General features: G+C 66.6%; 23 protein-coding genes and 1 pseudogene. 7 read left to right on the top strand and 17 right to left on the bottom strand.

Annotated elements, in window-relative coordinates; genetic code table 11:
* Positions 1-69: 69 nt before the first annotated feature.
* A complete protein-coding gene (locus E0702_RS06675; protein WP_237561974.1) occupies positions 70-606 on the bottom strand; it encodes a TIGR02444 family protein in 537 nt (178 codons plus the stop codon).
* A 50-nt stretch (positions 607-656) separates the two neighbouring features.
* Here E0702_RS06675 and E0702_RS06670 point away from each other — a divergent pair, with 50 nt between their 5' ends.
* Complete coding sequence (locus E0702_RS06670) at positions 657-2609, top strand: ATP-binding cassette domain-containing protein (protein WP_132042203.1); 1953 nt, start codon at positions 657-659, stop codon at positions 2607-2609.
* A 199-nt stretch (positions 2610-2808) separates the two neighbouring features.
* On the opposite strand, the gene dtd is transcribed toward E0702_RS06670, so the two are convergent.
* The 3 genes from dtd to thiD form a co-directional block, all read right to left on the bottom strand.
* On the bottom strand, positions 2809-3246 hold the full coding sequence (gene dtd, locus E0702_RS06665; RefSeq protein ID WP_132042202.1) for a D-aminoacyl-tRNA deacylase: 438 nt from the start codon (positions 3244-3246) through the stop codon (positions 2809-2811).
* 60 nt (positions 3247-3306) lie between these two features.
* Entirely contained in the window at positions 3307-4152 is an 846-nt protein-coding gene (locus tag E0702_RS06660; RefSeq protein WP_132042201.1) for a universal stress protein, read from the bottom strand.
* A 102-nt stretch (positions 4153-4254) separates the two neighbouring features.
* Positions 4255-5067, bottom strand: coding sequence for a bifunctional hydroxymethylpyrimidine kinase/phosphomethylpyrimidine kinase (gene thiD, locus E0702_RS06655; RefSeq protein ID WP_132042243.1), 813 nt, complete (start codon positions 5065-5067; stop codon positions 4255-4257).
* A 66-nt stretch (positions 5068-5133) separates the two neighbouring features.
* On the opposite strand from thiD, the gene E0702_RS06650 reads away from it, so the two are divergent.
* Entirely contained in the window at positions 5134-5565 is a 432-nt protein-coding gene (locus E0702_RS06650) for a YqaA family protein (protein ID WP_132042200.1), read from the top strand.
* Positions 5566-5570: 5 nt separating this feature from the next.
* On the opposite strand, the gene E0702_RS06645 is transcribed toward E0702_RS06650, so the two are convergent.
* The 5 genes from E0702_RS06645 to E0702_RS06625 form a co-directional block, all read right to left on the bottom strand.
* Positions 5571-6986: a TRAP transporter large permease gene (locus tag E0702_RS06645; RefSeq protein WP_132042199.1), complete on the bottom strand. Its 1416-nt coding sequence runs from the start codon at positions 6984-6986 to the stop codon at positions 5571-5573.
* A complete protein-coding gene (locus tag E0702_RS06640) occupies positions 6986-7531 on the bottom strand; it encodes a TRAP transporter small permease subunit (RefSeq protein ID WP_132042198.1) in 546 nt (181 codons plus the stop codon). Before E0702_RS06640 ends, E0702_RS06645 begins: the two co-directional genes overlap by 1 nt.
* Before the next feature lie 79 nt (positions 7532-7610).
* Entirely contained in the window at positions 7611-8435 is an 825-nt protein-coding gene (locus E0702_RS06635) for an endonuclease/exonuclease/phosphatase family protein (protein ID WP_132042197.1), read from the bottom strand.
* Complete coding sequence (locus E0702_RS06630) at positions 8436-9068, bottom strand: thiol:disulfide interchange protein DsbA/DsbL (protein ID WP_132042196.1); 633 nt, start codon at positions 9066-9068, stop codon at positions 8436-8438. It lies immediately after the preceding gene.
* A 180-nt stretch (positions 9069-9248) separates the two neighbouring features.
* On the bottom strand, positions 9249-9869 hold the full coding sequence (locus E0702_RS06625; RefSeq protein ID WP_132042195.1) for a c-type cytochrome: 621 nt from the start codon (positions 9867-9869) through the stop codon (positions 9249-9251).
* Positions 9870-10102: 233 nt separating this feature from the next.
* Between E0702_RS06625 and yihA the strand changes: the two genes are divergently transcribed.
* Complete coding sequence (yihA, locus tag E0702_RS06620; RefSeq protein ID WP_132042194.1) at positions 10103-10732, top strand: ribosome biogenesis GTP-binding protein YihA/YsxC; 630 nt, start codon at positions 10103-10105, stop codon at positions 10730-10732.
* Between the two features lie 104 nt (positions 10733-10836).
* Here the strand turns inward: yihA and E0702_RS06615 are convergent, their stop codons facing one another.
* The 7 genes and pseudogenes from E0702_RS06615 to argH form a co-directional block, all read right to left on the bottom strand.
* Complete coding sequence (locus tag E0702_RS06615) at positions 10837-11574, bottom strand: HAD family hydrolase (protein ID WP_132042193.1); 738 nt, start codon at positions 11572-11574, stop codon at positions 10837-10839.
* On the bottom strand, positions 11571-12488 hold the full coding sequence (locus E0702_RS06610) for a tyrosine recombinase XerC (protein ID WP_132042192.1): 918 nt from the start codon (positions 12486-12488) through the stop codon (positions 11571-11573). The genes E0702_RS06615 and E0702_RS06610 overlap by 4 nt, the downstream gene beginning before the upstream one ends.
* The gene (locus tag E0702_RS06605; protein ID WP_132042191.1) at positions 12481-13197 is read right to left on the bottom strand and encodes a DUF484 family protein; all 717 of its coding nucleotides are present in this window, start codon (positions 13195-13197) and stop codon (positions 12481-12483) included. Before E0702_RS06605 ends, E0702_RS06610 begins: the two co-directional genes overlap by 8 nt.
* Before the next feature lie 41 nt (positions 13198-13238).
* A complete protein-coding gene (gene dapF, locus E0702_RS06600) occupies positions 13239-14087 on the bottom strand; it encodes a diaminopimelate epimerase (RefSeq protein WP_132042190.1) in 849 nt (282 codons plus the stop codon).
* Complete coding sequence (lysA, locus tag E0702_RS06595; protein ID WP_132042189.1) at positions 14087-15373, bottom strand: diaminopimelate decarboxylase; 1287 nt, start codon at positions 15371-15373, stop codon at positions 14087-14089. Before lysA ends, dapF begins: the two co-directional genes overlap by 1 nt.
* Before the next feature lie 86 nt (positions 15374-15459).
* Positions 15460-15576, bottom strand: a pseudogene (gene lptM, locus E0702_RS20035) (LPS translocon maturation chaperone LptM); the annotation flags it as partial.
* Positions 15576-16994, bottom strand: a complete 1419-nt coding sequence (argH, locus tag E0702_RS06585) for an argininosuccinate lyase (protein ID WP_132042187.1) — start codon at positions 16992-16994, stop codon at positions 15576-15578. The pseudogene lptM and the gene argH, both read right to left, overlap by 1 nt.
* Before the next feature lie 285 nt (positions 16995-17279).
* Here argH and hemC point away from each other — a divergent pair, with 285 nt between their 5' ends.
* The 4 genes from hemC to E0702_RS06565 are packed head-to-tail and all read left to right on the top strand — an operon-like array spanning position 17280 to position 21691.
* A complete protein-coding gene (gene hemC, locus E0702_RS06580; RefSeq protein WP_132042186.1) occupies positions 17280-18221 on the top strand; it encodes a hydroxymethylbilane synthase in 942 nt (313 codons plus the stop codon).
* Positions 18221-19018: a uroporphyrinogen-III synthase gene (locus E0702_RS06575; RefSeq protein ID WP_132042185.1), complete on the top strand. Its 798-nt coding sequence runs from the start codon at positions 18221-18223 to the stop codon at positions 19016-19018. Before hemC ends, E0702_RS06575 begins: the two co-directional genes overlap by 1 nt.
* Positions 19019-19025: 7 nt before the next feature.
* A complete protein-coding gene (locus E0702_RS06570; RefSeq protein ID WP_132042184.1) occupies positions 19026-20438 on the top strand; it encodes a uroporphyrinogen-III C-methyltransferase in 1413 nt (470 codons plus the stop codon).
* On the top strand, positions 20435-21691 hold the full coding sequence (locus tag E0702_RS06565; RefSeq protein WP_132042183.1) for a heme biosynthesis HemY N-terminal domain-containing protein: 1257 nt from the start codon (positions 20435-20437) through the stop codon (positions 21689-21691). The genes E0702_RS06570 and E0702_RS06565 overlap by 4 nt, the downstream gene beginning before the upstream one ends.
* A gap of 346 nt (positions 21692-22037) precedes the next feature.
* Here E0702_RS06565 and E0702_RS06560 read toward each other — a convergent pair whose 3' ends face one another.
* Positions 22038-24410, bottom strand: coding sequence for a mechanosensitive ion channel domain-containing protein (locus E0702_RS06560; protein WP_132042182.1), 2373 nt, complete (start codon positions 24408-24410; stop codon positions 22038-22040).
* Positions 24411-24415 lie beyond the last annotated feature (5 nt).

Here is a 24415-nt window from a genome sequence, read left to right as displayed (position 1 = left end):
TTTGCCTGGGCTCGCGAGTGCTTGCCACAAGGCATCGAGTGAATATTAGATTCACGCGGCTTTTTCAGGCTAGCGTGGGCTCCGAGGAGGGTCAAGACGCGTCACAAGGCGATTTAGCGTTGAAAGATAGGGTTTTTTCTGCAGTTGCAGGGCATCTAGCAAGATTTTTTCCGCCGGCTGATCGGCGGGGGATAGCATCCTCAGAGGACGGGTCATGGCCAGAGCTTCCAGCCGTGTGAGCGTCTCCCGCTCGGCCTGAAGCTCCGCCTGTTTGAGGGTGTCGCGTAGTCTGGCCACGCCCTCGAGTGAACCGGCGGCGGCCTTGAGTTCGCGACGCAGGCGCCGCAACGGCAGGGTGACGTCGCGTTGCCAGCGGCGTACCTCGACAAGCGCCGATTCGCAGTCTGGCTGCGGCACGGCGCCATGCTGCAGCAGCCAGCAGCGCCATAGCAGCTCACAGACATCGGCCCCGGCGTCGTCCTGCAACTGCAGGCAGGCAGCCTCGACCCCTTCCTGAGCGTAAAGCGCCAGGGCAAAGGGCCACAGTGGCTCATCGACGAGCCGAGCCCGCAGAACGCTCAGCATTTCGGTAGAATCGTCGCTCATTGTCCTTTCGTCGCCGCCTCGAGCGGCGGCCGCACTCTTGTGGAGCCCGCATGATCGCACTGCGCCAAGTTTCCCTGCAACGCGGCACCCAGGCCCTGCTGGAGGGCGCCGACCTGACCTTGCATGCCGGTCACAAGGCGGGCATCGTCGGCGCCAATGGTGCCGGAAAGTCGAGCTTGTTCAAGTTGCTGCTCGGCGAGCTGACGCCGGACCGCGGCGAGATCGAGATGAGCGGTGGACAGCGCATCGCGCATATGGCCCAGGAAGTGGAGGCGTTGTCGCGCTCGCTGCTCGATCATGTTCTCGATGGTCACACCGAGCTGCGTCGGGCCGAGGCGGCCCTGGCGGAGGCCCGAGAGGCCGTCGACGTCCATCGTGAGGCGGAGCTGCACGGCGTCATCGAGGCGCTGGACGGCTACAGCGCTCCGGCCAGGGCCGCCCAGCTGCTGGTAGGCCTCGGGTTCGCCCAGCAGGATCTGGAACGCCCTCTATCGTCCTTCTCGGGGGGCTGGCGAATGCGCGTCAACCTGGCGCGAACCCTGTTCATGCCCTCCGATCTGCTGCTGCTCGACGAGCCCACCAACCACCTCGACCTGGACGCCCTGCTGTGGCTCGAGCAGTGGCTGACACGCTATCCCGGCACCCTGCTGCTGATCTCTCACGACCGCGATTTCCTGGATGCGGTGTGCGACAGCATCGTGCACTTCGATCGCCGTTCACTGGTGCTCTACCGCGGCAACTACACCACCTTCGAGCGCACCCGGGCCGAGAAGCTGGCGCTGCAGCAGGCCGAGGCCGCCAAGCAGCAGGCGCGCCGCGAGGAGATCGAGCGCTTCGTGGCACGCTTCCGCGCCAAGGCCACCAAGGCCCGCGCGGCCCAGAGCCGCCTGAAGATGCTCGAGCGCATGGGCGACATCGCCGTGGCGCATGCCGACTCCCCCTTCCACTTCAGCCTGCCCGCCGCGGACAAGACCTCCCACCCACTGCTGGTGCTGGACGAGGCACGACTGGGTTATCGCCCCAAGGGCGAGGCGACGGGAGCGGAAAGGGTCCAGCTCGACAACGTCAGGCTGACACTGCTGCCCGGACAGCGCATCGGACTGCTGGGCCCCAATGGCGCCGGCAAGTCGACCCTGATCAAGACGCTTACCGGTGAGCTGCCGCTCCTCGCCGGCAAGCGCATCGCCGGGGAGCATCTCAAGGTCGGCTATTTCGCCCAGCACCAGCTGGAGGGGCTGGATCTCGCCTCCACTCCCTTCATGCATGTGCAGCGGCTCTCGCCCACCGCCAGCGATCAGGAGATCCGCAACTTTCTGGGTGGCTTCGGCTTCCCGGGTGACGATGTGTTCGGTGAGGTGGGGCGCTTCTCGGGTGGCGAGAAGGCGCGCCTGGCGTTGGCCCTGGTGGCCTGGCAGAAACCCAATCTGCTGCTGCTGGATGAGCCCACCAACCATCTGGATCTCGAGATGCGCGAGGCATTGACCGAGGCGCTGGCGGGCTTCGAGGGCACGGTGATCATCGTCTCCCACGACCGCCACCTGTTGCGTGCCAGCGTGGATGAGTTCTGGCGAGTGGCCGATCACCGGGTGGAGCCCTTCGACGGTGATCTGGAGGACTATCGGCTATGGCTCAAGGCCCGCCTGGAGGGCGAGCGCCGCGAGGCCCGCGGAGACAGGCAGGAGCGTCAGCTAGAAGGGGGCGTCCCCAGGGAGGATCGCAAGGCGTCGCGTCGCGCCGCCGCCGAACTGCGCGAGAAGCTGCGCCCGCTGAAGAAGCAGCGCGATCGCGCCGAGCAGGCCATGGAGAAGGTTCAGGCGGAGCTTGCCGGGGTGGAGGAGGTGCTCGGTGATGCCGAGCTTTATACCGACCCCGCCCGCAAGGAGGAGCTTACCGCGACTCTGGCCCGCCAGGGTGAGCTCAAGTCCCGCCTCGAGGATCTGGAGGCGGAGTGGCTCGCCGCCGAGGAGGCGCTGGAAGACGCTGAGCGTCGCTCGGAGCTGTAAACCCGGCTTCGTCGGGAGCTATAAGCTATAAGTTGTAAGCTCCCCCCTTGCTGCCAGGCTTGGCGTCGATATCCTAGCTTACGGCTTACGGCTTACGGCTTACGGCTTACGGCTTACGGCTTACGGCTTACGGCTTACGGCTTACGGCTTACGGCTTACGGCTTACGGCTTACGGCTTACGGCTTACGGCTTACGGGTTCTAGCTCTCTAGCAGAAAGGTCACCGGGCCGTCATTGACCAGCGCGACCTGCATGTCGGCGGCGAACTCGCCGCTCGCGACCTTCGGCCAGGCGGCTTCGGCGCGTTCCAGCAGTCGATGGAAGAGGCGGTCGCCATCGGCGGGCGGGGCCGCGCTGGAGAAGCTGGGGCGCAGCCCCTTGCGAGTGTCGGCGGCCAGGGTGAACTGGGAAACCAGCAGCAGGCCGCCGTCCACCTGCTGCAGGTTGAGATTCATCTTGCCCTCGGTGTCGCTGAATATCCGATAGTGCAGCAGCTTGTGAAGCAGCCGCTCCACGGCGGCCTCGTCGTCGCCCTTCTCCACGCCCACCAGGGCCAGCAGGCCGTGGTCGATGGCCCCGACCACACTTCCCTCCACCTCAACACTGGCGCGGGACACGCGCTGAATCAACGCCTTCATCCCTGTCTCCCTGCAATCATGAACGTCGCGCAGGGTATCACATGCCGGTCGAGCCCTCCGCTACCAGGCACGACACAGCATGATGTCGCAGTGGGGCTCGGCCAGCAGCGACTCGGTGATCAGGCTCTGGCGGCCCAGTTGGCCCCGGCTTCCCAGTGCCAGCAGGTCCGGCGGCTGGTGACGCAGCCGGTTCATCAGCACCTCCAGAGGGGCCCCCTGTTCCAGCACCAGCGTCACCTCGGGCACGTCGTCGAGTTCGGTCATCAGGCGCTCCACCTCGGCTTCCAGCTGGGCCTTCAGGCGCGCCACCTCGCGGTCGCGCCAGCGGGCGAAGTCACTGCGCGAGCCAAGCTCGCGCTCTCCGGGGATGTCCCAGGCATGGAGCAACGTCAGGCGCGACTCGGGGAAGCGCCTCAGGGTCTCGCGCAGGGTGTGCCGGGAGGTGAGCGAGAAGTCCATGGGCAGCAGAACCTCTTGCCAGTCCTGGTTGGCGGTGTGGCTCACCGAGAGCACCGGACAGGGAGCGCTACGCAGCACCCGAGCCAGGGTGGTCCCGGCAACAAGGTCGGGCTGGCCGCGCTTGCGGTGGGCACCCAGCACGATCATGTCCACCTCGCGCTCGTGGGCTTCGCGGATGATCTCGGTGAAGGGGGTGCCGGTGACCGTCTGCATCAGCACCCGCGGCTCCGGAAGGGCGTACTCCTCGCGGATATCGGTGAGGGTGGCCTGCATGTCGGCTACCACGGCCTCCTCCAGGTCGTGAAGCACGCGGCGAGGCAGGTAGGGGTCGAGCACGTGAAGTACATCGAGGCGTGAGCCCTGCTCGGTGGCCAGACGCACCGCCCTGGCGAAGGCGGCACGGTTCTCGGCCGAGAGGTCGCAGGCGAACAGCAGGGTCGGATTCATGATGGCTCCTGGGCGTGGCGCCACGGCGGTGTAGACCTTCAGCATGGGAGGCCCTGGCCATTGCTGCAAGGAGTGTTGCAAGGCCGAGGCACCGAAGGGGGGTTACCACCAGGCGTGGAAGTGGTGCACCGGCCCATGGCCGTGGCCCACCTCCAGGCGTCGACTGGCGGCCAGCGCCTCGCCCAGCCAGCGCTTGGCCGAGGCCACCGCTTCCTGGAGGGTGTCGCCCCGCGCCAGGTGCGCGGTGATCGCCGAGGAGAGCGTGCAGCCGGTACCGTGGAGGTTGGTGGTATCGACCCGGGCCCCCTCGATCCAGGTGGCCGCCTCGTCGGTGACCAGCAGGTCGGGGCACTCCTCGCCGCGCAGGTGCCCTCCCTTGAGCAGGGTGGCGCCGGCCCCCAGCTCGCGCAGGGCGGGTGCCATGGCCAGCATGCCGGTGCGGTCGATCGGTGCGGGGAGATCCAGCAGCACCGCGGCCTCGGGCAGATTGGGGGTGATCAGGTCGGCCTGGGGCACCAGGACCTCGCGCACCGCGCGGATGCCGGCGTCGTCCACCAGGATATCACCGCTCTTGGCCACCATCACCGGGTCGAGCACCACCCAGCGAGGACGACGTTGCGCCAGGGTGTCGCGGATTACCTCGGCGACCTCGAGGCTGGCCACCATGCCGATCTTCGCCGCATCGATGCGCACATCGTCGAGCAGGGTCGCGAGCTGAGCGGCGATAAAGTCGGCGGGCACCGGGTGAACCCCGCTGACACCACGCGTGTTCTGGGCGGTCAGGGCGGTAATGACGCTGGTAGCATAGGCGCCCAGTGCCGAGAAGGTCTTGAGGTCGGCCTGAATGCCGGCGCCGCCGCTGGGGTCGGAGCCGGCGATGGTCAGGGCGTTGGGAATCCGGTCTGAGAGGGTCATCATCGTCATGTCATCACAGGGTCATTGGAAGGTTTCCAGCCTACTGCAAGGGGAGAGGGGGAGGCCATGCTGAGCCTCTTCCTGGTGGCCCTGGCCAGCGCCACCCTGCTGCCCGGCGGCTCCGAGGCATGGCTGGCCCGGTTGTGGTGTCTGGAGCAGCCGGCCCTGACGCTATGGGCGGTGGCCACCCTCGGCAACACCCTGGGCAGCCTGGTCAATGTCGCGTTGGGTCGCTACGCGCGCCACTTCCAGGGGCGTCGCTGGTTTCCCGCTTCGCCGGCGAGCCTCGTGCGCACCGAACAGTGGTACCGACGCTTCGGCGAGTGGAGTCTGCTGGCCTCCTGGGCGCCGGTGGTAGGCGACCCGCTCACCGTGCTGGCCGGACTCTTCCGGCTGCCCTGGTGGCGGGCCATCCTGCTGATCGGGCTGGCCAAGGCGGGGCGCTATGCACTGGTGCTGTGGCTCGCCGAGGCCTGGTTGGCCCCGCTCTGTCGGTAGCTAGCCTAGATCACCGAGGGCAGCCAGGTCGCCAGCCAGGGAAATATTGCCAGGGTCAGCAGCATGCCAAGCTGGATCAGGATAAAGGGGATAACGCCACGGTAGATTGCCGAGGTGGGCACCGACTCGGGCGTGACACCGCGCAGATAGAAGAGCGCGAAGCCGAAGGGTGGCGTCAGGAAGGAGGTCTGCAGGTTGATGGCGATCATGATGCCCAGCCAGATGGGGTCTAGCCCCATGGCCAGCAGCACCGGCCCGACGATGGGCACCACCACGAAGGTGATCTCGATGAAGTCGAGAATGAAGCCGAGCAGGAAGATCACCAGCATCACCACCAGAGTGGCTCCCACCACGCCGCCGGGCAGCGATTCGAACAGCTCGACGACCAGCTCCTCGCCGCCGAAGGCGCGGAAGACCAGCGAGAACAGCGCGGCACCGATCAGGATCAGGAACACCATGCTGGTAACCTGCGCGGTGGAGTGGACCACCTCGCGCAGCATGGTGAGGTTCAGGCGGCGATTGGTCAGCGCCAGCAGGAGGGCGCCGAAGGCGCCCACCGCCGAGGCCTCGGTGGGGGTGGCGAAGCCGCCGAGGATCGAGCCCAGTACCGCCACGATCAGCAATACCGGTGGCAGCAGCCCCTTGAGCAGCAGCGGCCAGAGGCTGCCCTCGTGACCGAGCTCCTCCATCAGTGCCTGGCGGTCCACCGGGGGTGCGAGGCTGGGCCTCAGCCAGGCAGTCAGGGCCACGTAGAGGATATAGGCCACGACCAGCAGCAGCCCCGGGATGAGGGCGCCGATAAAGAGGTCGCCCACCGAGAGGGTCTTGGGGCTCCAGACGCCCATCGCCAGCTGGGCCTGCTGGTAGGCATTGGAGAGCACGTCGCCGAGCAGTACCAGGGCGATGGAGGGCGGGATGATCTGTCCCAGGGTGCCGGTGGCGCAGATGGTGCCGGTGGCGAGCGAGGCCGAATAGCCGCGCTTGAGCATGGTGGGCAGCGACAGCAGCCCCATGGTCACCACGGTGGCGCCGACGATGCCGGTGGAGGCGGCCAGCAGCATGCCGACCAGCACCACGGCGATGCCCAGTCCGCCGCGCAGGGCGCCGAAGGCCAGGGCCATGGCGTCGAGCAGCGTCTCGGCGACCCGTGACTTCTCCAGCAGCACCCCCATCAGCACGAACAGGGGCACCGCCAGCAGTGTCTGGTTGGTCATGATGCCGAAGAGGCGATTGGGCATGGCGCTGAGGTAGCCCGGCTCGAAGAGGACGGGGGCTCCCAGTTGGGTCAGCGCGAAGCCGAGACCCGCGAAGAACAAAGCGGTGCCGGCCAGCGACAGGGCGACCGGATAGCCGAGCATCAACACGCCACAGATGGTGACAAACAGCAGCAGGGGAATCAGTTCAAGCAGCGTCGTCAACATTACAGCTGTTCCTCGTGGCGCGGGGTGTCGGAAGAGAGTCGGCCGCTACGGATCAGCGTCTGACGAATTAGCTGGGCGATACCCTGCACCAGCAGCAGTGCCGCCATCGCCAGTATCAGGCTCTTGAGCAGGAAGACGCCGGGAATGCCGCCGTCGGGAGAGCGCTCGAGGATCGCCCAGCTGCTGCTTACATAGCCCAGGCTGCCGAGCAGGATATAGAGCGTCACCGGCAACAGCAGGAAGAGGGTGCCGAACAGATCGACGCTCGCTCGGCTGCGTGGCGAGCGCTTGCGGTAGAAGATGTCGACACGCACATGGCCATCATGCTGCAGGGTCCAGGCGGCCCCGAGCATGAATACCATGGCGTGCATGTACATCACCGACTCCTGCAGGGCGATACTGTGGATGCCGAAGACGTAGCGCATCACCACGATGGCGAACTGTACCGCCATCATCACCAGTACCAGCCAGGCGGTGGTACGGCCGACCAGGTCGGTCACGGCGTCAAGCCCCCTTAGCAGGGCCGGTGGGCGAGTGTCGGGCATGTCTCCTCCTGCAGGATGGTCAGGGAGGCGCATCTTCGCCGATTCGGCGTCAAACGTCACCCGTTGCCGACCTCGCGGCCTAGTTGGTGTCCCCCCGTGGGTGGGTGACAAGTGCCTGCAGACAGGCCGGCGGCAGACGAACGTCTACCGCGATCGGCAGATGGTCCGAAAACAGGTGGTCGAGCACGCGGACCTCGTCGGCCTCCAGGGAGTTGGAGAGCAGGATATGATCCAAGGCGCGACGCGGCTGCCACGAGGGGTAGCTCAAGGGAGGGCGCACCGGGTGAAGCGGCAACGAAGCGGAGAAGCGCTGATGGCCATGGAGCTGCTCGGGAGTACAATTGAGATCGCCCATCACCACCACATGGCGCAGCGGCTGGATGATCTCGGAGAGATAGTCGAGCTGGCGGACACGGCCGCGGTGGCTGAGGGCCAGATGGGCGACGAACAGGTGCAGGGCGTCGGGGCCCTCGCCGAAGCGGGCATGAATGGCGCCCCGTCCGGGCAGCGTGCCGGGAAGCTGGTGCTCCTCGATATGGGCCGGGGGAAGCCGCGACAGCAGGCCGTTGCTGTGCTGGGCGATTCGGCCCAGGTTGCGGTTGAGCTGCTGATAGTGGTGAGGGAAACCGCCACGGGTGGCCAGGTATTCCACCTGGTTGACGTGGCTGGAGCGGAAGCTGCCGCCGTCGGCCTCCTGAAGGCCGACGATATCGAAGCGGCCCAGCACCTCGCTGACCATGGCGAGGCGGCGTAGCCGCCGGGGATGAGGCAGCAGGTGCTGCCAGCTACGGGTCAGGTAGTGATGGTAGGCCGAGGTCTGGATGCCGACCTGCAGGTTGAAGGTCAGCAGCTTGAGGTGGCCGCCCTTCAGGGGCGGCACCCTTGCTTCCGCGAGGTGAGACATCTACTCCTCACGCTCCTCGCGAACCTTGTCGACCAGAGCCTCGGCGATATGCGGCATGTTGGCCAGGCTGCCGGCACTGCTCGGCGTCACCAGGTAGCGGCCGTCGACCATCAGGGCGGGTACGCCCATCAGGCGCATGGTGCGCATGCGGGTGTTGGCCTGGTTGACCCGGCTCTTTACCGCGAAGGAGTCGAGGGCCTGCAATGCCTCTTCCTCGCTGACATCGTAGTCGCTGAAGAAGTCGGCAATGTCGTCGCTGTCGGTCAGTCTCTGCCCCTCTTCATGAATGGCGTGGAAGAAGTCGTCATGGATGGCGTCGAGAATGCCCAGCGCCTCGGCGGCGTAGAAGGCCCGGGCGTGCTTGTTCCAGTCGCCGCCCATGGTGGCCGGCATGCGCTGGAAGCTGATGTCATCGGGAGTCTCCGCCAGCCAGGCGTTGAGTGGCTCCTCGAGGTTGTAGCAGTGGGGGCAGCCGTACCAGAAGACCTCGGTGACCTCGATCTGCCCCTCTTTCACGTGGGTCTCAACAGCCTCGGGCAGCACCTCGTAGTGCTCACCCTCCACCAGGTTCTGGGCGTTGGCCAGGCCGGGTAGGGCGAGGCCAGCAAGCACAATCATCAGGGGTTTCAACATGGGCATCTCTCTCCTTGTGAGGAATCGCGTCCGGGCGTGTCCGGATGTCGCTGCCTTTGAGCGCATCCTCGGGCCTGGGTTCCCGAGATGCCAAGGCGGATATGACAGGGGCGACCCGAAGGCCGCCCCGATGGTGTACAGAGCCGCCGAGCGAGGCGGGCTCAGTGGAGGTTTAGCACCTCAGTGCAGGCCCAGTACATAGTTGGCCACGGCTTCCATATCGCGGTCGCTCATCTTGGAGGCGATATCGCGCATGATATTGGCCGGGTCATTGGCACGGTTGCCGGCGGCGAAGTCCTGCAAGGTGGAAACGACGTAGTCGGTGTGCTGGCCGGAGAGTGCCGGATAGACGGCGGTGCCGATGCCCTGACCGGTCGGGGTGTGGCAGGCGGCACAGGCCGGGATGCCCTTGGCCATGTCGCCGGCGCGATAGAGCTCACGGCCGCGCTCAACCAGCAGCTCATCATCGTCTGCCTGGCCCAGGGCAGCCTGCTTGTCGGCGAAGAACTTGGCCACGTCCCAGGCATCCTGGTCGGAGAAGCTGTCGACCTGGCCGGCCATCTGCGGCACCACACGGTTGCCGTCGCGAATATCCATGATCTGCTTGGCCAGGTAGGAGGCCTGCTGGCCTGCCAGGTTGGGGAAGGCGCCCGACGGACTGATACCCTCCTGGCCATGACAGGCGGCGCAAGCCACTGCCTTCTCCTTGCCCGCTGCCGCATCGGCATCGGCCTCGAGGTCCGCGTGGGCGGCGCCGACGGCGCCTATGGTGATTGCCAGGCTTGCCAGTAACTTTCTCATCGCTAATCCACTATGCCGTTACGTTGTTGACCGGTACGTACCCTGGGTGTCGCCCGGATCGCGACGTCGGCCAGTCTCTGGGTTATCGAGAGGGCCAATCGCGGACGTCATGGGCGCGGTGGTACACTAGCGTGCCCCGGGTCGCAGACAAAAGACACTGTATTATACCGAATCACTCCGTCGGCGGGAATGCAAGCCGACGGGCCCTTGATCAATGTCAGGAATTCTTGCCCATGGCGCGACTCAACCCTTGTCTCAACTACCAGACCGCCCGCTTTCTTATCAGCGCCCCGACCCTGGCTCACTGCCCCGACGGCGGTGGCGCCGAGGTGGCATTTGCGGGCCGTTCGAATGCGGGAAAATCCAGCGCAATCAATACGCTGACGCGGCAGAGCGGGCTGGCCCGTATCTCCAAGACGCCCGGCCGTACCCAGCTGATCAACTTCTTCTCGCTGGGTGACGACAGTGACCGGCGCCTGGTGGATCTGCCCGGTTACGGTTATGCCAAGGTGCCGGAGGCGGTCAAGCTGGAGTGGCAGCGTCATCTTTCCGAGTATCTGCGCCACCGCGACGCCTTGCGCGGACTGGTGCTGGTGATGGATGTGCGTCATCCGCTCTCCGAGTTCGACCAGACCATGCTGGGTTGGGCCGATGAGCAGGAGATGCCGGTGCATATCCTGCTGACCAAGGCCGACAAGCTCAAGCGCGGTGCGGCGGCGAGTGCCCTGCAGCAGGTACGCTCACGATTGCGCGAGTGGGAGGATCTGGTGACCATCCAGCTGTTCTCGTCGCTCAAGCGTCAGGGCATCGAGGAGCTCGAGGCGCGCCTCGATGGCTGGCTGCTGGGTGGCGTGGAAGAGTAATCGCAAGGGCGGAGCCTCTCCTTTGAAAAGGACGGAGCCTCCCTGGAACAAGCGCCGGGGGGAGCGTGCCGCCGAGGAGGCACTCTCCATACCTCCCCTCCAGCTTATCCTGTGCGCTTACGGGTCTTTTCCATCCACTGGATCAGCGCCGGCAGCTCGCGGACATGATCCAGGCGGTGGATGCCGTGGGGCATCGGGCGATCGTCGGGGCCGATCCAGGCCGCCTGCATGCCCAGGCGGCGGGCGGGCAGGGCATCCTCCTCCCAGGAGTCTCCCACGTGAAGCGCTCCCTCGGGATGTGTGCCGAGGTGGGACAGGGCCAGCAGGAAGGGGCGCGGGTCGGGCTTGGGGGCGAGCAGTTCGCCGGCGGTAACGGTCACCGGGAAGTGGCGCCCCAGCGGCAGGCGAGTCACCTCGACATTGCCGTTGGTGATGCTGGCCAGGCGGTAGTGCTTGCCCAGCTGCTCGAGCATAGGCTCCACTTCCGGGTGAGGCTCCACCTCATGGCGAAGCTCCATGAAACGCTCCATGGCTCTTCGGGCCCAATGCTCGGCATGTTCCTGCGCCAGCCCGTACTCCGAGAGCAGCTCGCTCAGTGCTCGCTGGCGAAGCCAGGTGAAGTCGCCGCGTCGTGGCGGGTGGGCCGTGGCCAGGGCTAGGCGGCGTGCCAACAAGGCATCCAGCGGGAAACGGGTGGCGAAGCGGCCGGCGGGCTCAACGGCTTGCCACTCGGCGAGTGCCGTATCGAGCCAGCTGTAGTGTCCTTGCTCGGTCCGACGCATCACGCCGCCGTTGTCCCACAGGGTGTCATCCAGATCGAAGGTGATCGCCTCTAGATTCATGTCGGAGTCTCATCGCTGGGTCGGCGCCGTGCTCGCGGGTGAGCGGCGTCGTAGCTGGCCGCCAGATGCTGCCAGTCGAGGTGGGTGTAGACCTGAGTGGTGGAGAGGTTGGCGTGGCCGAGCAGCTCCTGAACGGCCCGCAGGTCCTGGCTCGACTCCAGCAGGTGACTGGCGAAGGAGTGGCGCAGGCGATGCGGGTGTAGATGTTCGTCTAGCCCGCGGTGCCGGGCCACCAGCGCCAGGCGCTGCTGGATGGCGCGGTGGCCCAGCCGACCGCCACGCTGGCTGACGAACAGCGCGCTCTCGCCAGGCACCGCCATCTTCATGCGTATCTGCAGCCATGCCTCCAGGGCCTGGCGGGCACGCGACCCCACCGGGGTCTGGCGTGGCTTGCTGCCCTTGCCCATCACCCGCACACGCTCGCCGTGCAGGTCGTCCAGATCCAGCCCGGCCAGCTCGGCCAGGCGCAAGCCGCTGGAGTAGAAGAGCTCGAGCATCGCCTGATCGCGTATCGCCAGGGGCGAGCCATCGTGGGGGGTGTCCAGAAAGCTCGTCAGGCGGTCCACATCGACCGGGCGTGGCAGATGTCGCGGCAGACGCGGGCTGCGCACCAGCGCCACCGGGTTGTGGTCGAGGTGCCCCGCCGCAAGCAGGTGCTCGGCGAGCTTCGAGCAGGCCGAACGGCGACGAGCCAGGCTACGTGGCCCCAGGCCACGAGCGCGCTCACCGCCCAGGAAGCGGCGCATCAGCGCGGCGTCCAGCTGCTGCCATGCCGTGATCGCCTGCTCGTCCATGAAGGCGAGCAGATTGGCCAGGTCGCGCCGATAGGCGTCCAGAGTCGCGGGGCTGGCGGTGCGCGACAGCCCCTCGAGAAAGACCTCGACCTCGTCGGCGAGCGGCCCGTGCTCAGGCATGGTCGGGGCCGAGGCGTATCAGCAGTCGTGCCACCACATCACCCACATACTCGGTGAACAGGGTATCCATGCTGGCGCGGAAGTGGTCCGGATCATGGCTGGCCAGTATCAGGTAGCCGAGGGGCTCACCCAGGCTCAGCCGAGTGATGGCACCGGAGCCCGAGCGGCGCGGCGCGCTGGTGTGGGGCAGCAGGCGTTTCCAGTCGGTGGGTGTCAGGCGAACGCAGCGGCTGGTACGGCCATCGAGGAGTCCCGCCAGGCGTGAGCCGGCATGCTCGTCGATCACCTGGCGTGGCGCCTGTGGGGGGCGTGGCTCGGCATCGGATAGGCTGGCCGGGCACCACAGTGCTACCGCGGGGGTGGCGAAGTGCTCGCTGAACTGGGTGGAGAGCGCCTGCCCCAGGGCGTCACGATCCTGGGCGGCTACCAGCGCCAGGACCAGCTCCCGGGTGCGCCGATACTGGGCCTCGTTGTGGCGCGCCGACTCCAGCAGCTGTTCCAGGCGGTCTTCGGCCTTCTCGGCGCGGGCCCGAAGGTCGTGAACCAGACGCTCCAGCAGTGAGGTGGCACCGCCCACTTCGGGATGGGGAACCTTGAGCTGCTGGAGCAGGCCCTCACGCCCGACGAAGAAGTCGGGGTGGATGGCCAACCATTCGGCGACCCGGTCCGGGTCGAGCGTCTTGCGCGGTTCTGGTGCGGCTTGTGACATGCCATCTCCTTCGGTTGGCGCGGGATCGGGATGGTTCGCGGTCAATACAGCAGCAGGCGGCCATCGAAGACGCGCTCGGCGGGACCGGTCATCGCTAGCGGCGTGCCGGGGCCGTGCCACTCGATGGTCAGTTCGCCCCCCGGCAGGTGAACGCTCACCGGGCTCTCCAGCAGGCCCTGGCGGATGCCGCTGGCCACTGCGGCGCAGGCACCGGTGCCGCAGGCCAGAGTCTCCCCGCTGCCTCGCTCGTAGACCCGCAGGCGGATCTCGTGGGGGGACACCACCTGCATGAAGCCGACATTGACTCGCCTGGGAAAGCGCGGATGAGCCTCGATGGCCGGGCCGAGGCGCTCGACGGGCGCCTCGTCGACAGCATCGACTCGCATGACCGCATGGGGATTGCCCATGGAGACCACCCCCAGCTCGACGGACTCACCGTTCACCTCGAGGCGGTGCAGCACCCGGTCCGTGTCGCCCTCGAAAGGCTCAGGCGTAAAGGGTAGCGACGCCGGGGCGAAGCGGGGCTCCCCCATGTCGACGCGAATGCGGCCATCCTCCTCCACCTTCAGCACCAGGGGGCCGCCGGCGGTCTCCACATGGATCTCGCGCTTGTGGGTGAGGCGCTGGTCGCGCACGAAGCGGGCGAAGCAGCGCGCGCCGTTGCCACAGTTCTCCACCTCGCTGCCGTCGGCGTTGTAGATGCGGTAGCGGAAATCCATGTCGGGATCCCGGGGTGGCTCGACCACCAGCAGCTGGTCGAAGCCGACACCGAAGCGGCGGTCGGCCAGGCGGCGGACCTGGTCGTCAGTGAAGTGGGCACGCTGGGTCACCAGGTCGACCATCATGAAGTCGTTGCCGAGGCCATGCATCTTGGTGAAGTGCAGCAGCATCAGTGCCCGCCCTCCGACCCGGTGTCGTCCGGTAACAGGGCCTCACCCGACCACAGCTCATCGAGTCGCTCGCGGCGGCGCACCAGATGGCTCCGGTCGCCGTCCACCATCACCTCGGCGGGGCGCGGGCGGCTGTTGTAGTTCGAGGCCATCACGAAGCCGTAGGCGCCGGCCGAGCGCACCGCCAGCAGGTCGCCAGGGGCGATGGCAAGTGTGCGCTCCTTGCCCAGGAAGTCGCCCGTCTCGCACACCGGGCCGACCACGTCGTAAGTGTCGCTGGGCCGTGGATGGCGCGTGTCCACCGGCAGAATGGCCTGCCACGCCTGATAGAGTGCGGGGCGGATCAGGTCGTTCATGGCGGCGTCGACAATGGCGAAGTTCTTGGTCTCGCCGGGCTTGAGAAACTCCACTCGAGTCAGCAGCACCCCGGCATTGGCCGCGATGGAGCGCCCCGGCTCGAACAGCAGGGTCAGCCCCTCGCTGCCTTCCCAGCCGGAAAGGCGCTCGAGCAGGGCCGTGGCGTAGTCGAAGGGCGCCGGAGGCTGTTCGTCGCGGTAGGGCACACCGAGACCGCCGCCGAGGTCCAGGTGCTCCACTTCGATGCCGCGCTGGCGCAGGGTCTCGAGCAGCAGCAGCAGTCGGTCCAGGGCATCGAGGAAGGGAGCGAGCTCGGTGAGCTGGGAGCCGATATGGCAGTCCAGGCCGGTGACGCGCACGTTGGGGAGCCTGGCGGCCAGCTCGTAGACCTCCAGCGCCTCGTCGACCGGGATGCCGAACTTGTTGTCCTTGAGCCCGGTGGAGATATAGGGGTGGGTGCCGGCATCCACGTCCGGATTGACACGCAGCGATACCGGGGCCACCTTGCCGAGCCGGCCGGCGACCGCGTCGAGGCGCTCGAGCTCGGGGCGTGACTCGACGTTGAAGCACTTGATGCCGACCTCCAGCGCTCGGGCCATCTCGCCCTCCTGCTTGGCCACGCCGGAGAAGACCACCTTGGCCGGGTCGCCGCCCGCGGCCAGCACCCGCTCCAGTTCGCCCACCGAGACGATATCGAAGCCGGCGCCTAGGCGGGCGAGCAGACCCAGTACCGCCAGGTTGGAGTTGGCCTTGACCGCATAGCAGATCAGGTGAGGATGGCTGCCCAACGCCTCGGTATAGGCGCGGAAGTGGCGGGTCAGGGTGGCCTTGGAGTAGACATAGCAGGGCGTCCCGAATGCCTCGGCAATGGTGCTCAGCGGCACCTCTTCGCCGTAGAGCACACCGTCGCGATAGTTGAAGTGGTCCATGGCTATTCCTCCGTCTCCTGGGGCGCGTCCTGATCGCGTTCGGTGCTCTCCTGCTGGGCATCGCTGGTCTGCTGGGTCTCGCGGGGGCCGTACTGCTCGGCGGCCTGCTCGTCACCGGGCAGATAGAGTGGTCCCTTCTGGCCACAGCCGGCCAGGCCCAGGGTCAGGAACAAGACCAGGGCAGAGAAAGCCAGGCGGCCCATCAGGCGCCTCCTGCAAGGGCCGAGAGTGCATCACGGGCCCGCTGGGCGGCGGCACGCACCTGATCGGGGGCGGTGCCGCCGATATGGTTGCGAGCCGCCACCGAGCCCTCCAGGGTCAACACCTCGAAGACATCCTGCTCGATGGTGTCGGAGAACTGCCTGAGTTCGTCGAGGGTCATCTCCGAGAGGTCCTTGCCCTCGGCCAGGCCGAAGGCCACCGACTGGCCGACGATCTCGTGGGCGTCGCGGAAGGCGACCCCCTTGCGCACCAGGTAGTCGGCCAGGTCGGTGGCAGTGGAGAAGCCGCGACGGGCCGCCTCGGCCATGCTGGCCTTCTTCGGCTCGATGGCGGGCACCATGTCGGCGAACGCCTTGAGGCAGTCCTTGACGGTGTCCACGGCGTCAAACAGCGGCTCCTTGTCCTCCTGGTTGTCCTTGTTGTAGGCCAGCGGCTGGGACTTCATCAGGGTCAGCAGGCCCATCAAATGGCCGTAGACACGGCCGGTCTTGCCGCGCACCAGCTCCGGGACATCAGGGTTCTTCTTCTGGGGCATGATCGAGGAACCGGTGCAGAAGCGGTCGGGCAGGTCGATGAAGTCGAACTGGGCGCTGGTCCACAGCACCAGCTCCTCGCTCATGCGCGACAGGTGCATCAGCAGCAGGCTGGCGAAGCCGGTGAACTCGATGGCGAAGTCACGATCGCTGACCGCATCGAGGCTGTTCTCGGCGGGGCGCTCGAAGCCGAGCAGCTCGGCGCTGACATGGCGATCGATGGGGTAGGTGGTGCCGGCCAGCGCCGCGGCGCCCAGGGGTAGCACGTTGACCCGCTTGCGGCAGTCGAGCAGCCGCTCATGGTCGCGGGCCAGCATCTCCTGCCAGGCCAGCAGATGGTGGCCAAAGGTCACCGGCTGGGCCGTCTGCAGATGGGTAAACCCCGGCATGATGGTATCGGCCTCGCGATCGGCCAGCTCGATCAGCCCCGTCCGCAGGCGGGCAAGCTCCATGGCGATCCGGTCGATCTCGTCACGCAGGAAGAGGCGAATATCGGTGGCGACCTGATCGTTGCGCGAGCGACCGGTATGCAGCTTCTTGCCGGTGATGCCGATCTTCGCGGTCAGTCGTGCCTCGATGTTCATGTGCACATCTTCCAGCTCGACGGACCACGGGAACTCGCCGCGCTCGATCTCGCTGCGCACCTCGTCCAGGCCGTTGATGATGGCATCGCGCTCGTTCTCGCTGAGCACGCCGACCCGGGCCAGCATGGTGGCGTGGGCGATGGAGCCCTGGATGTCGTGGAAGGCCAGGCGGCGGTCGAACGACTCCGAGGCGGTGAAGCGGGCGACGAAGGCGTCGGTTGGCTCGCTGAAGCGGCCTCCCCAGGACTGGTTGGTGCCGGAGTTGGAAGAGTTCGAGGTCATCGGTTCGGGATCCTGCATGACGGGTTGCGGTTGACTGGGGGTGGACCCCCTGCGGCCGCCGGTCTCGCGGCGGCAGGCGCGACATGCCAGGAGTGTACCAGAGTCGCCGAGGCAGGCGAGGGGGCGCCCTTCGCCGACAGGGCAGCGGAGCCGCACGGGCCGCGGATTTTTCCTCTCCGGCTGGGGGCTTGTTATGATGGGTCCCATCGTGCGTCATGCATGTCAACTTCGCCGTATGCCTGCCTGGCTCGATGCCAGCGAGGGTGCCGGCACAGGGAGAACTTCGTGCAATCCATCACCAAGCTGCGCATCGCCACGCGCAAGAGTCAACTGGCCATGTGGCAGGCCGAATATGTCCGCGACCGGCTACTGGCCCTTCATCCTGGCCTCGAGGTGGAACTGGTCGCGATGTCCACCCGCGGCGACAAGATCCTCGATACCCCGCTGGCCAAGGTGGGGGGCAAGGGGCTCTTCGTGAAGGAGCTCGAGGAGGCGATGCTCGACGGGCGAGCCGATATCGCGGTGCACTCCATGAAGGATGTGCCCATGAACTTCCCCGAGGGGCTGGGCCTTTCGGTGATTCTGGCCGGTGCGGAGGCGACCGACGCCTTCGTCTCCAACCACTACGCCAGCTTCGACGAGCTGCCGGAAGGCGCGCGCGTGGGCACCTCCAGCCTGCGCCGCGGCCTGCAGGTCAGGGAGGCGCGTCCCGACCTCGAGATCCTCAGCCTGCGTGGCAACGTCCAGACTCGCCTGGGCAAGCTCGATGCCGGCGATTTCGATGCCATCATTCTGGCCACCTCCGGACTGCGTCGCCTGAATCTGGGCGAGCGTATCGCACAGGAGCTGCCCCCCGAGGTCTGCCTGCCGGCCTGTGGCCAGGGCGCGCTGGGCATCGAGTGCCGCCTTCATGATCCAGAGTTGATCAGCCTGCTGGCACCGCTGGATGATCCCGATACCGCCACTCGGGTACGCGCCGAGCGGGCCATGAACACTCGTCTCGAAGGAGGGTGCCAGGTGCCGATCGGTGGTCATGCGGTGTTCGAGAACGACGGCCAGACCCTGTGGTTACGCGCCCTGGTCGGAACCCCGGATGGGGCTCGCGTGCTGCGTACCGAGGGGCGCGGCTCGATTCATGAACCCGAGGCGCTGGGCATCCGGGTCGCCGAGGAGTTGCTGGAGATGGGCGCCGGAGAGATCCTCGCCGAGGTTTACGGCGCTGGTTGATGGAGACTCAGCCGCGGGTGGTAATCACGCGTCCCGGAAAGCGCGGCGCCGTGCTGGCCGCCGCGATCGCCGACTATGGCCTGCCGGTCGCGCGTTTCGAGGCGATGAGCGTCGAGGCGCTGCCCGAGACCCCTGAGCAGCGTGCGGCCTGGCTCGATTTCGATCAGTTCCGACGCGTGATGGTGGTCAGCCCCTTCGCCGCCGAGTGCCTCGCCGAGGCGCTGGACCGCTTCTGGCCCCAGCTGCCGGTGGGCATCGACTACTATGCCGTGGGGGCGGCGACCGCCGCCGTGCTGCATGAGCGACTCGGTGTGCGGGTCCATGTGCCCCCGGCGATCGCCGGCGAGGATACCAGCGAGGCGCTGCTCACCCTGGGCTCCCTGCGCGCGCTCGACCATGAGAAGGTGCTGCTGGTGGCCGGCGAAGGCGGACGTACCCTGTTTGCAGAAACACTCGCCGCACGGGGGGCTCGGGTGACGCGTCTGGCCGTCTATCGACGCACCCTCCAACCCCCCGAGCCGGCCATGGCAGAGTGCCTGGCCACGGGCCACTTCCGCGCACTGGTGGTCAGCAGCGGAGAAATCCTCGATTATCTGGCAAGATGGTGTTCCGACGCCGCCTTGAACCAACCGCTAATCGTTTCCAGCGCCCGGTTGGCTACACTGGCTGGCAAGCTGGGGTTTCGTGACCCCGTCGTGGCGCGTGGCGCCACCCCGACGGCACTGGCGGCGGCCGTGTCCAATGCCTGTGACTCGCAGGAAGCCGATGTCGATCAAGACGATCTCGAAAAGGGCTAGCGACAAGATGAGCAAGCAACCACACGAGCAGGAAGAACAGAAGGCGTCTGACGGCGCACGGTCGGCGACCTCGAGTGACGAGGCCAGCAGGAGCAATGGCTCCGGCAAGCGCCGCTCACGCCGGCATGACAAGTCGAATCAGGCTGGCGGTGGCAGGAGCGAGGCCGTCAAGCCCGCCGCGGGCCAGGCGTCCGTCGAGTCGCCCGCTTCCGATCAAGCCCCGGAGGGCGCGTCGGGCAGCAAGCCGGAGGCCGGCAAATCGACCGACCGAAAGCCTGCCGCCGGCAAGAACGAGGCATCTTCCACCAAGGCCGGCAAGCCCCAGCCCGGCGGAGGGGGTGCCAAGGCTGGTACGCCCATCGGCACCGGCGGCAGTGGTGACGGCAAGGGGGGCAAGGCCGGCGTGGTAGCGATCGTGCTGGTGATCCTGCTGGCCATCGCCGCCGTGCTGTTCGGCTGGCAGGCGTGGCAGAAGCTGGATGCCCAGCAGGCGCGCCTCGCCGAGCTGGAGTCCCGGACCAGTCAGGCCGCTACCACCGGTGACCTGAATCAGCTGCAGTCGCGCTTCGAAGAGGCCGAAAGCGAGCGTCAGGCGAGCCTCGAGGAGGCCGTATCGTCGCTCGAGGGCAAGTTCTCCGACTACCGTGGCGAGGTCAACGAGACCCTCGACCGCGTATTGGCCGAGCTCTCCAGCGAGCAGCAGACCGACGAGCGTGACTGGCTGCATGCCGAGGCGGCCTATCTGCTGCGTCTGGCCAATCAGCGCCTGCAGCTGGAGCGTGATGTGCAGGGTGCAGCCGCGTTGCTGCGCACCGCCGACGCACGCCTCAAGGAGGCCGACAACCCGGCACTGGTGCCGGTACGCCGCGAGATCGCCAGTGAGCTCTCCGGCCTGGAGGCGGTACCCCAGGTGGACCGCACCGGCCTGTGGCTGACGCTCAATGCCCAGCAGGAGCAGATCGCCGGGCGTCCGCTGTCCCAGGACATCGACGAGATCACCGCCAGCTCCAGCATGGAGGAGGCGCCGACGGGCTCCTGGCAGCAGCAGCTGTCGAGCTTCGGCCAGGAGCTGAAGAGCCTGGTCACCGTGCGCAAGCATGATGAGGCCCTGGAGGCGCTGATCTCGCCGGAGCAGGAGTCCTACCTGCGTCAGAGCGTACGCCTGGTGATCGAGCAGGCCCAGCTGGCCCTGCTCAAGGAAGACGAAACGCTTTTCGAGGCCAGCCTGGACAAGGCCATCACTCTGATCGAAGGCTACTACGATACCGACGACAGCGGTGTGCAGTCGGTGCTCGCGCGTCTGCGTGAGCTGAAGGGCAAGGCGGTTCGTCCCGAGCTGCCCGATATCAGCGGCTCCCAGCAGGCTCTGGCCACCTTCATCGAGCGCCGCTTCGAGTCGCGCCAGGGAGATGAGGCATGAGAAAGCTGATACTGATCATCGTCATAGGCCTGGCCATTGGTGCACTGTTCGGACAGTTGATGATGTCGGTGCCCGGCTACTGGCTGGTCCGGGTGGGAGATACCTCCTTCCAGACCTCCTTCTGGTTCGGGCTGGTCCTCCTGCTGGCGGCTTTCCTGGTGCTGCACTTCGCGCTGCGCCTGCTGATGCGCCTGTCGCGCCCGGTCTCCCGCTTCAAGGTCTGGAACAACCGTTCGCGGCATCGCTCCGCCATGAAGCGCACCGTGCGTGGCCTGGTGGCGCTGGCCGAAGGTCGTTGGAAGAAGGCCGAGAAGTCGCTGGTCAAGTCGGCGGACGACTCCAGCACGCCGCTGGTCAACTATCTCTCCGCGGCGCTGGCGGCCCATTATCAGGGTCGCTTCGAGCAGGCCGATACCCTGCTCAAGCGTGCTCATCTCAGCACCGAGGGCGCCGATAGCGCCGTGGGGCTGGTGCAGGCCCAGCTGCTGCTTGACCGTCAGCAGTATGAGGAGGCGCTGGCCATCCTGACCCGGCTCGACCGTCAGCTGCCCAACCATCCCCAGGTGCTCAAGCAGCTCAAGCAGGCGTACCTCAGCGTCAGCGACTGGGATGGGTTGCGTCGCCTGATGCCGCGCCTGGGCGCCCAGCGGCTGATCTCTCCGGAGGAGCGCGACCAGCTCGAGCGGCGTGCCTATCGCGAGTTGATCGTGCGTGAAGCCCGCGAGGGCAGCGATATCGAGGCGGTGCGCAGCCTGTGGGCGGATATGCCTGACCATCTGCGTGGCGACGTCGAGCTGATCGTGCTCTATACCGAGGCGCTGGTGCACGGCGGCCAGGAGCCCATCGCCGAGCGCCTGCTGCGTCACTCCCTCAAGGAGAACTGGGACAGTCGTCTGGTCCTTCGCTATGGCCTGCTCGATGTGGATGCGTCCCGTCAGCTGGTCACCGCCGAGCAGTGGTTGAAGGAGCGACCCAACGACCCCGACCTGCTGCTGACCCTGGGGCGTCTGGCGCTGCGCAACGCCTACTGGGGCAAGGCCCAGGAGTATTTCGAGGCGAGCCAGCGCCAGCGTCCGAGCGGTGTGGTGTGTGCCGAGCTGGCACGGCTCTTCGCCAACCTGGGCGAGCATCAGAAGAGCCAGCTCTACTATCGCCAGAGCGTCGAGTTGCTCGACAAGTCGCTTCCCTCGTTGCCCCAGCCCAGCGAGGACAAGGATGTGCTCGATGAGAAGCAGGTGAAGAAGGCCTCCTGACGGCTGGTCTTCTGCATGACGGAAGGGGGCGCTTCGGCGCCCCCTTCGCGTTTCTGGGGCTATCGACGAGCACCGAAAGGGCTTCCGCCAGCAGTGTGGTGCTGTCTTGCAGGAGGTCGATGCCACAAGCGAGTGGTGTCGACCGGCGCCTGGATGACGTTGTCTGATCCCGAGCGATTGCCATGAGGAGCTGCGGCCGTCGGTTGTGATGAGCGATGAAGAGCCGAAGCGCCGGAGCGCCCTCATTCAGTGAGCGCCTTACGTCACTCTGCCCAGGAGCCGAAAGAAGCGGGGCCGCCCGAAGGCGGCCCCGCGGCCATGCTACACATGAACGGTCGCACCGAGCTCAGGGCTCATCGACATCGCCGCCGCTGGGCTTCCTGTTCTCGGGGTCCACCTGCTCATGACGCGGATTGATGCGCTTGCTCGCCGAGTTGGCGCCTTTCCGGTCAGGGATGAAGCGGTCATCGGTGGCTCCGCCGTCGAACTTGGGCTGCCCGGCCGGGCTGCCGTCGATGGTGAAGTCCTGCTGCATGACGCGCAGGTTGGCGGGCGGTGCGGAACCGGCCTTGTCCTGCCCGAAGTAGAGCGTGGTATGCGGGAAGGGAATCTCGATGCCGGCCTCGTCGAAGCGTAGCTTGACCAGGCGATTGTAGGCGCGGCCCACGGCCCACTGATCGCCGGGAGTGGTCTTGATGATCACCCGGATATTGACCGAGCTGTCGGCCAGGGCGATGACGCCGGCGACATCGAGGGGAGCCAACAACTTGCGGCCGTGCTCGTCGCTGGCCTTGAGGTCCTCGAAGGCGAGCTGCAGCTGCTCGATGGCAGCATCGATATTCTCACGATAGGCGATACCGTACTCGCCGACATGATTGCCGAAGCCGCGCATGTAGTTGGAGACGGTATCGACGCTGGAGAAGGGTACCAGGTGGTAGGTGCCCGAGAGGTCGCGAATGCCCACCGAGCGGATGTTGAGCTTCTCGGCGGTACCCGTGATGCCGCCCACCGTGACCACGTCACCGGTGTTCATGGCGTTTTCCACCTGGATGAAGATGCCGGTAATGATGTCCTGAACCAGCTTCTGGGCGCCGAAACCGATGGCCAGGCCCAGTACCCCGGCACCCGCAATCAGCGGGCCGATATTGATACCGATCTCGGCCAGCACGATCATCGCCGTCATGGTCACCAGGGCGATGGCCAGGGCGTTGCGGAACAGTGACAGCAGCGTCTGGGCACGCGCCGAGGGCATGCCGCCACCGGTATCGGGGTTGAGCTTGTGCTCGATCAGGCTGGCCAGCGCCAGCCACACCATGAGCGCGATGGCCAGGATCGTCGCCACGCTGACCAGCTTGCCGACCAGGTTGCGGCCCACCTCCGAGGCATACCAGGCGGCAAGATCGAAGGCGCCCCAGGCGTTGAGCACCACCATGATGATCAGCACCACGATGACGGTGCGGATCACCCGCAGGGCATTGGGCACATAGCTGTTGAGGCGCGGTTCGAGCAGCGGCAGCTTGCGGCGCAGGTCATCGGAGAGGCGGATGCGACGCCCGATGGTCTGAGTCAGGAAGCTGGAGAGCAGCAGACCCATCACCACGGCGCCGATGGTCTTCAGGGTGGCGAAGAGCACAAAGGGCAGGGCATCTTCGGGGCGTGTCAGGGTCAGTACCAGCACCATGGTGAAGTAGGCCAGAGCGAAGAGGTGCCAGGTGCGTGCGAACAGCTGTAGCGAGACGCGACTGGCGGCCATGGTGGTCTGGTGAGCCTTGGCATTGAAGGCGTCACGTAGACGCTTGCGATTCTTGAGTACCACCACCACCGCATACAGAAAGGCACCGACCATGATCAGGGTACCCAGGCCCTTGCCGACCGCCGGTGACAGATAGGCGGTAACCAGTGGTACCACGACCATCAGCCCGTAGCCGACCAGGCCGATTAGCCGGGCGATCCAGCGATTCCAGTAGGCGGCCTCTTCCGAGGAGATGGGCAATAGCCGGAGGCCGTCGTAGCGTGAGGCAAACAGCATGCGCACCCCGGCCTTGAGCAGCTCGATCACCAGGAAGGCGTTGAGGAACAACGAGGCCTGGGTGGAGAGCTCGCCGGTCTGGCCGATGGCGAAGGTGGCGATCAGGTTGCCGCCCAGGTAGGCGAGAGACACGATCAGCACATCGACCACGGCGGCCAGTGCCACGCAGATGATCAGGCGCAGAATCGGGGTGAGGCCGCGGCCGTTCAGCGACCACTGGCTGATGCCGGTAAATAGTGGCCTGGCCAGGCGTCGCACGACGATGAACAGCACGAAGGTCGCCAGGATCACCAGGCCCAGGTTGACGGCGGCGCTGATAAAGACCCCCATGTCGAAGGTGCTTTCCAGGTCGCTCGCGAACATGCCGCCGATGGCCGAGGCGATGGCCTCGAGCTGGCTGCCGATATCGCTGGCGACACGGCTGGTCAGCTCTGCCAGCTGGCGTGGCAGCGAGGGGGCGGCGCTGGCGGCTTCGCCAGGGGCCGATTCGGCCACGTCGCCGGCCATGCCGCGTAGTTGGTCGATCAGCTCCTGTCGGGTCTCCTGGTTCTCGAGCAGGTCGGCCAGGGTCGAGTAGGCGGGTGGCTCACTGCTACCGCTCGCCTGCTGTGCCTGGGCGGGAGCTGCCAGCACCAGCAGTGCCAGCAACAGCCAGCCGAGCATCAGGGGTAGGGCTCGCTTGGGGTTCACGCTGT

The sequence above is a fragment of the Halomonas marinisediminis genome (assembly GCF_004347715.1).
Classification (GTDB): Bacteria; Pseudomonadota; Gammaproteobacteria; order Pseudomonadales; family Halomonadaceae; genus Halomonas; species Halomonas icarae.
This window is presented reverse-complemented; position numbering and strand designations above follow the sequence as displayed.

Excerpts from the sequence above, each read along its gene's own strand:
- yihA (WP_132042194.1), top strand. The coding sequence starts at position 10,103 with ATGGCGCGACTCAACCCTTGTCTCAACTACCAGACCGCCCGCTTTCTT.
- E0702_RS06605 (WP_132042191.1), bottom strand. The coding sequence starts at position 13,197 with ATGTCACAAGCCGCACCAGAACCGCGCAAGACGCTCGACCCGGACCGG.
- thiD (WP_132042243.1), bottom strand. The coding sequence starts at position 5,067 with ATGACCCTCTCAGACCGGATTCCCAACGCCCTGACCATCGCCGGCTCC.
- dapF (WP_132042190.1), bottom strand. The coding sequence starts at position 14,087 with ATGCTGCTGCACTTCACCAAGATGCATGGCCTCGGCAACGACTTCATG.
- E0702_RS06650 (WP_132042200.1), top strand. The coding sequence starts at position 5,134 with ATGCTGAGCCTCTTCCTGGTGGCCCTGGCCAGCGCCACCCTGCTGCCC.
- E0702_RS06625 (WP_132042195.1), bottom strand. The coding sequence starts at position 9,869 with ATGAGAAAGTTACTGGCAAGCCTGGCAATCACCATAGGCGCCGTCGGC.
- E0702_RS06615 (WP_132042193.1), bottom strand. The coding sequence starts at position 11,574 with ATGAATCTAGAGGCGATCACCTTCGATCTGGATGACACCCTGTGGGAC.
- E0702_RS06675 (WP_237561974.1), bottom strand. The coding sequence starts at position 606 with ATGAGCGACGATTCTACCGAAATGCTGAGCGTTCTGCGGGCTCGGCTC.
- E0702_RS06660 (WP_132042201.1), bottom strand. The coding sequence starts at position 4,152 with ATGAATCCGACCCTGCTGTTCGCCTGCGACCTCTCGGCCGAGAACCGT.
- E0702_RS06645 (WP_132042199.1), bottom strand. The coding sequence starts at position 6,986 with ATGTTGACGACGCTGCTTGAACTGATTCCCCTGCTGCTGTTTGTCACC.
- E0702_RS06635 (WP_132042197.1), bottom strand. The coding sequence starts at position 8,435 with ATGTCTCACCTCGCGGAAGCAAGGGTGCCGCCCCTGAAGGGCGGCCAC.
- E0702_RS06575 (WP_132042185.1), top strand. The coding sequence starts at position 18,221 with ATGGAGACTCAGCCGCGGGTGGTAATCACGCGTCCCGGAAAGCGCGGC.
- E0702_RS06670 (WP_132042203.1), top strand. The coding sequence starts at position 657 with ATGATCGCACTGCGCCAAGTTTCCCTGCAACGCGGCACCCAGGCCCTG.
- E0702_RS06610 (WP_132042192.1), bottom strand. The coding sequence starts at position 12,488 with ATGCCTGAGCACGGGCCGCTCGCCGACGAGGTCGAGGTCTTTCTCGAG.
- E0702_RS06565 (WP_132042183.1), top strand. The coding sequence starts at position 20,435 with ATGAGAAAGCTGATACTGATCATCGTCATAGGCCTGGCCATTGGTGCA.
- E0702_RS06630 (WP_132042196.1), bottom strand. The coding sequence starts at position 9,068 with ATGTTGAAACCCCTGATGATTGTGCTTGCTGGCCTCGCCCTACCCGGC.
- argH (WP_132042187.1), bottom strand. The coding sequence starts at position 16,994 with ATGACCTCGAACTCTTCCAACTCCGGCACCAACCAGTCCTGGGGAGGC.
- E0702_RS06640 (WP_132042198.1), bottom strand. The coding sequence starts at position 7,531 with ATGCCCGACACTCGCCCACCGGCCCTGCTAAGGGGGCTTGACGCCGTG.
- dtd (WP_132042202.1), bottom strand. The coding sequence starts at position 3,246 with ATGAAGGCGTTGATTCAGCGCGTGTCCCGCGCCAGTGTTGAGGTGGAG.
- lysA (WP_132042189.1), bottom strand. The coding sequence starts at position 15,373 with ATGGACCACTTCAACTATCGCGACGGTGTGCTCTACGGCGAAGAGGTG.
- E0702_RS06570 (WP_132042184.1), top strand. The coding sequence starts at position 19,026 with ATGAGCAAGCAACCACACGAGCAGGAAGAACAGAAGGCGTCTGACGGC.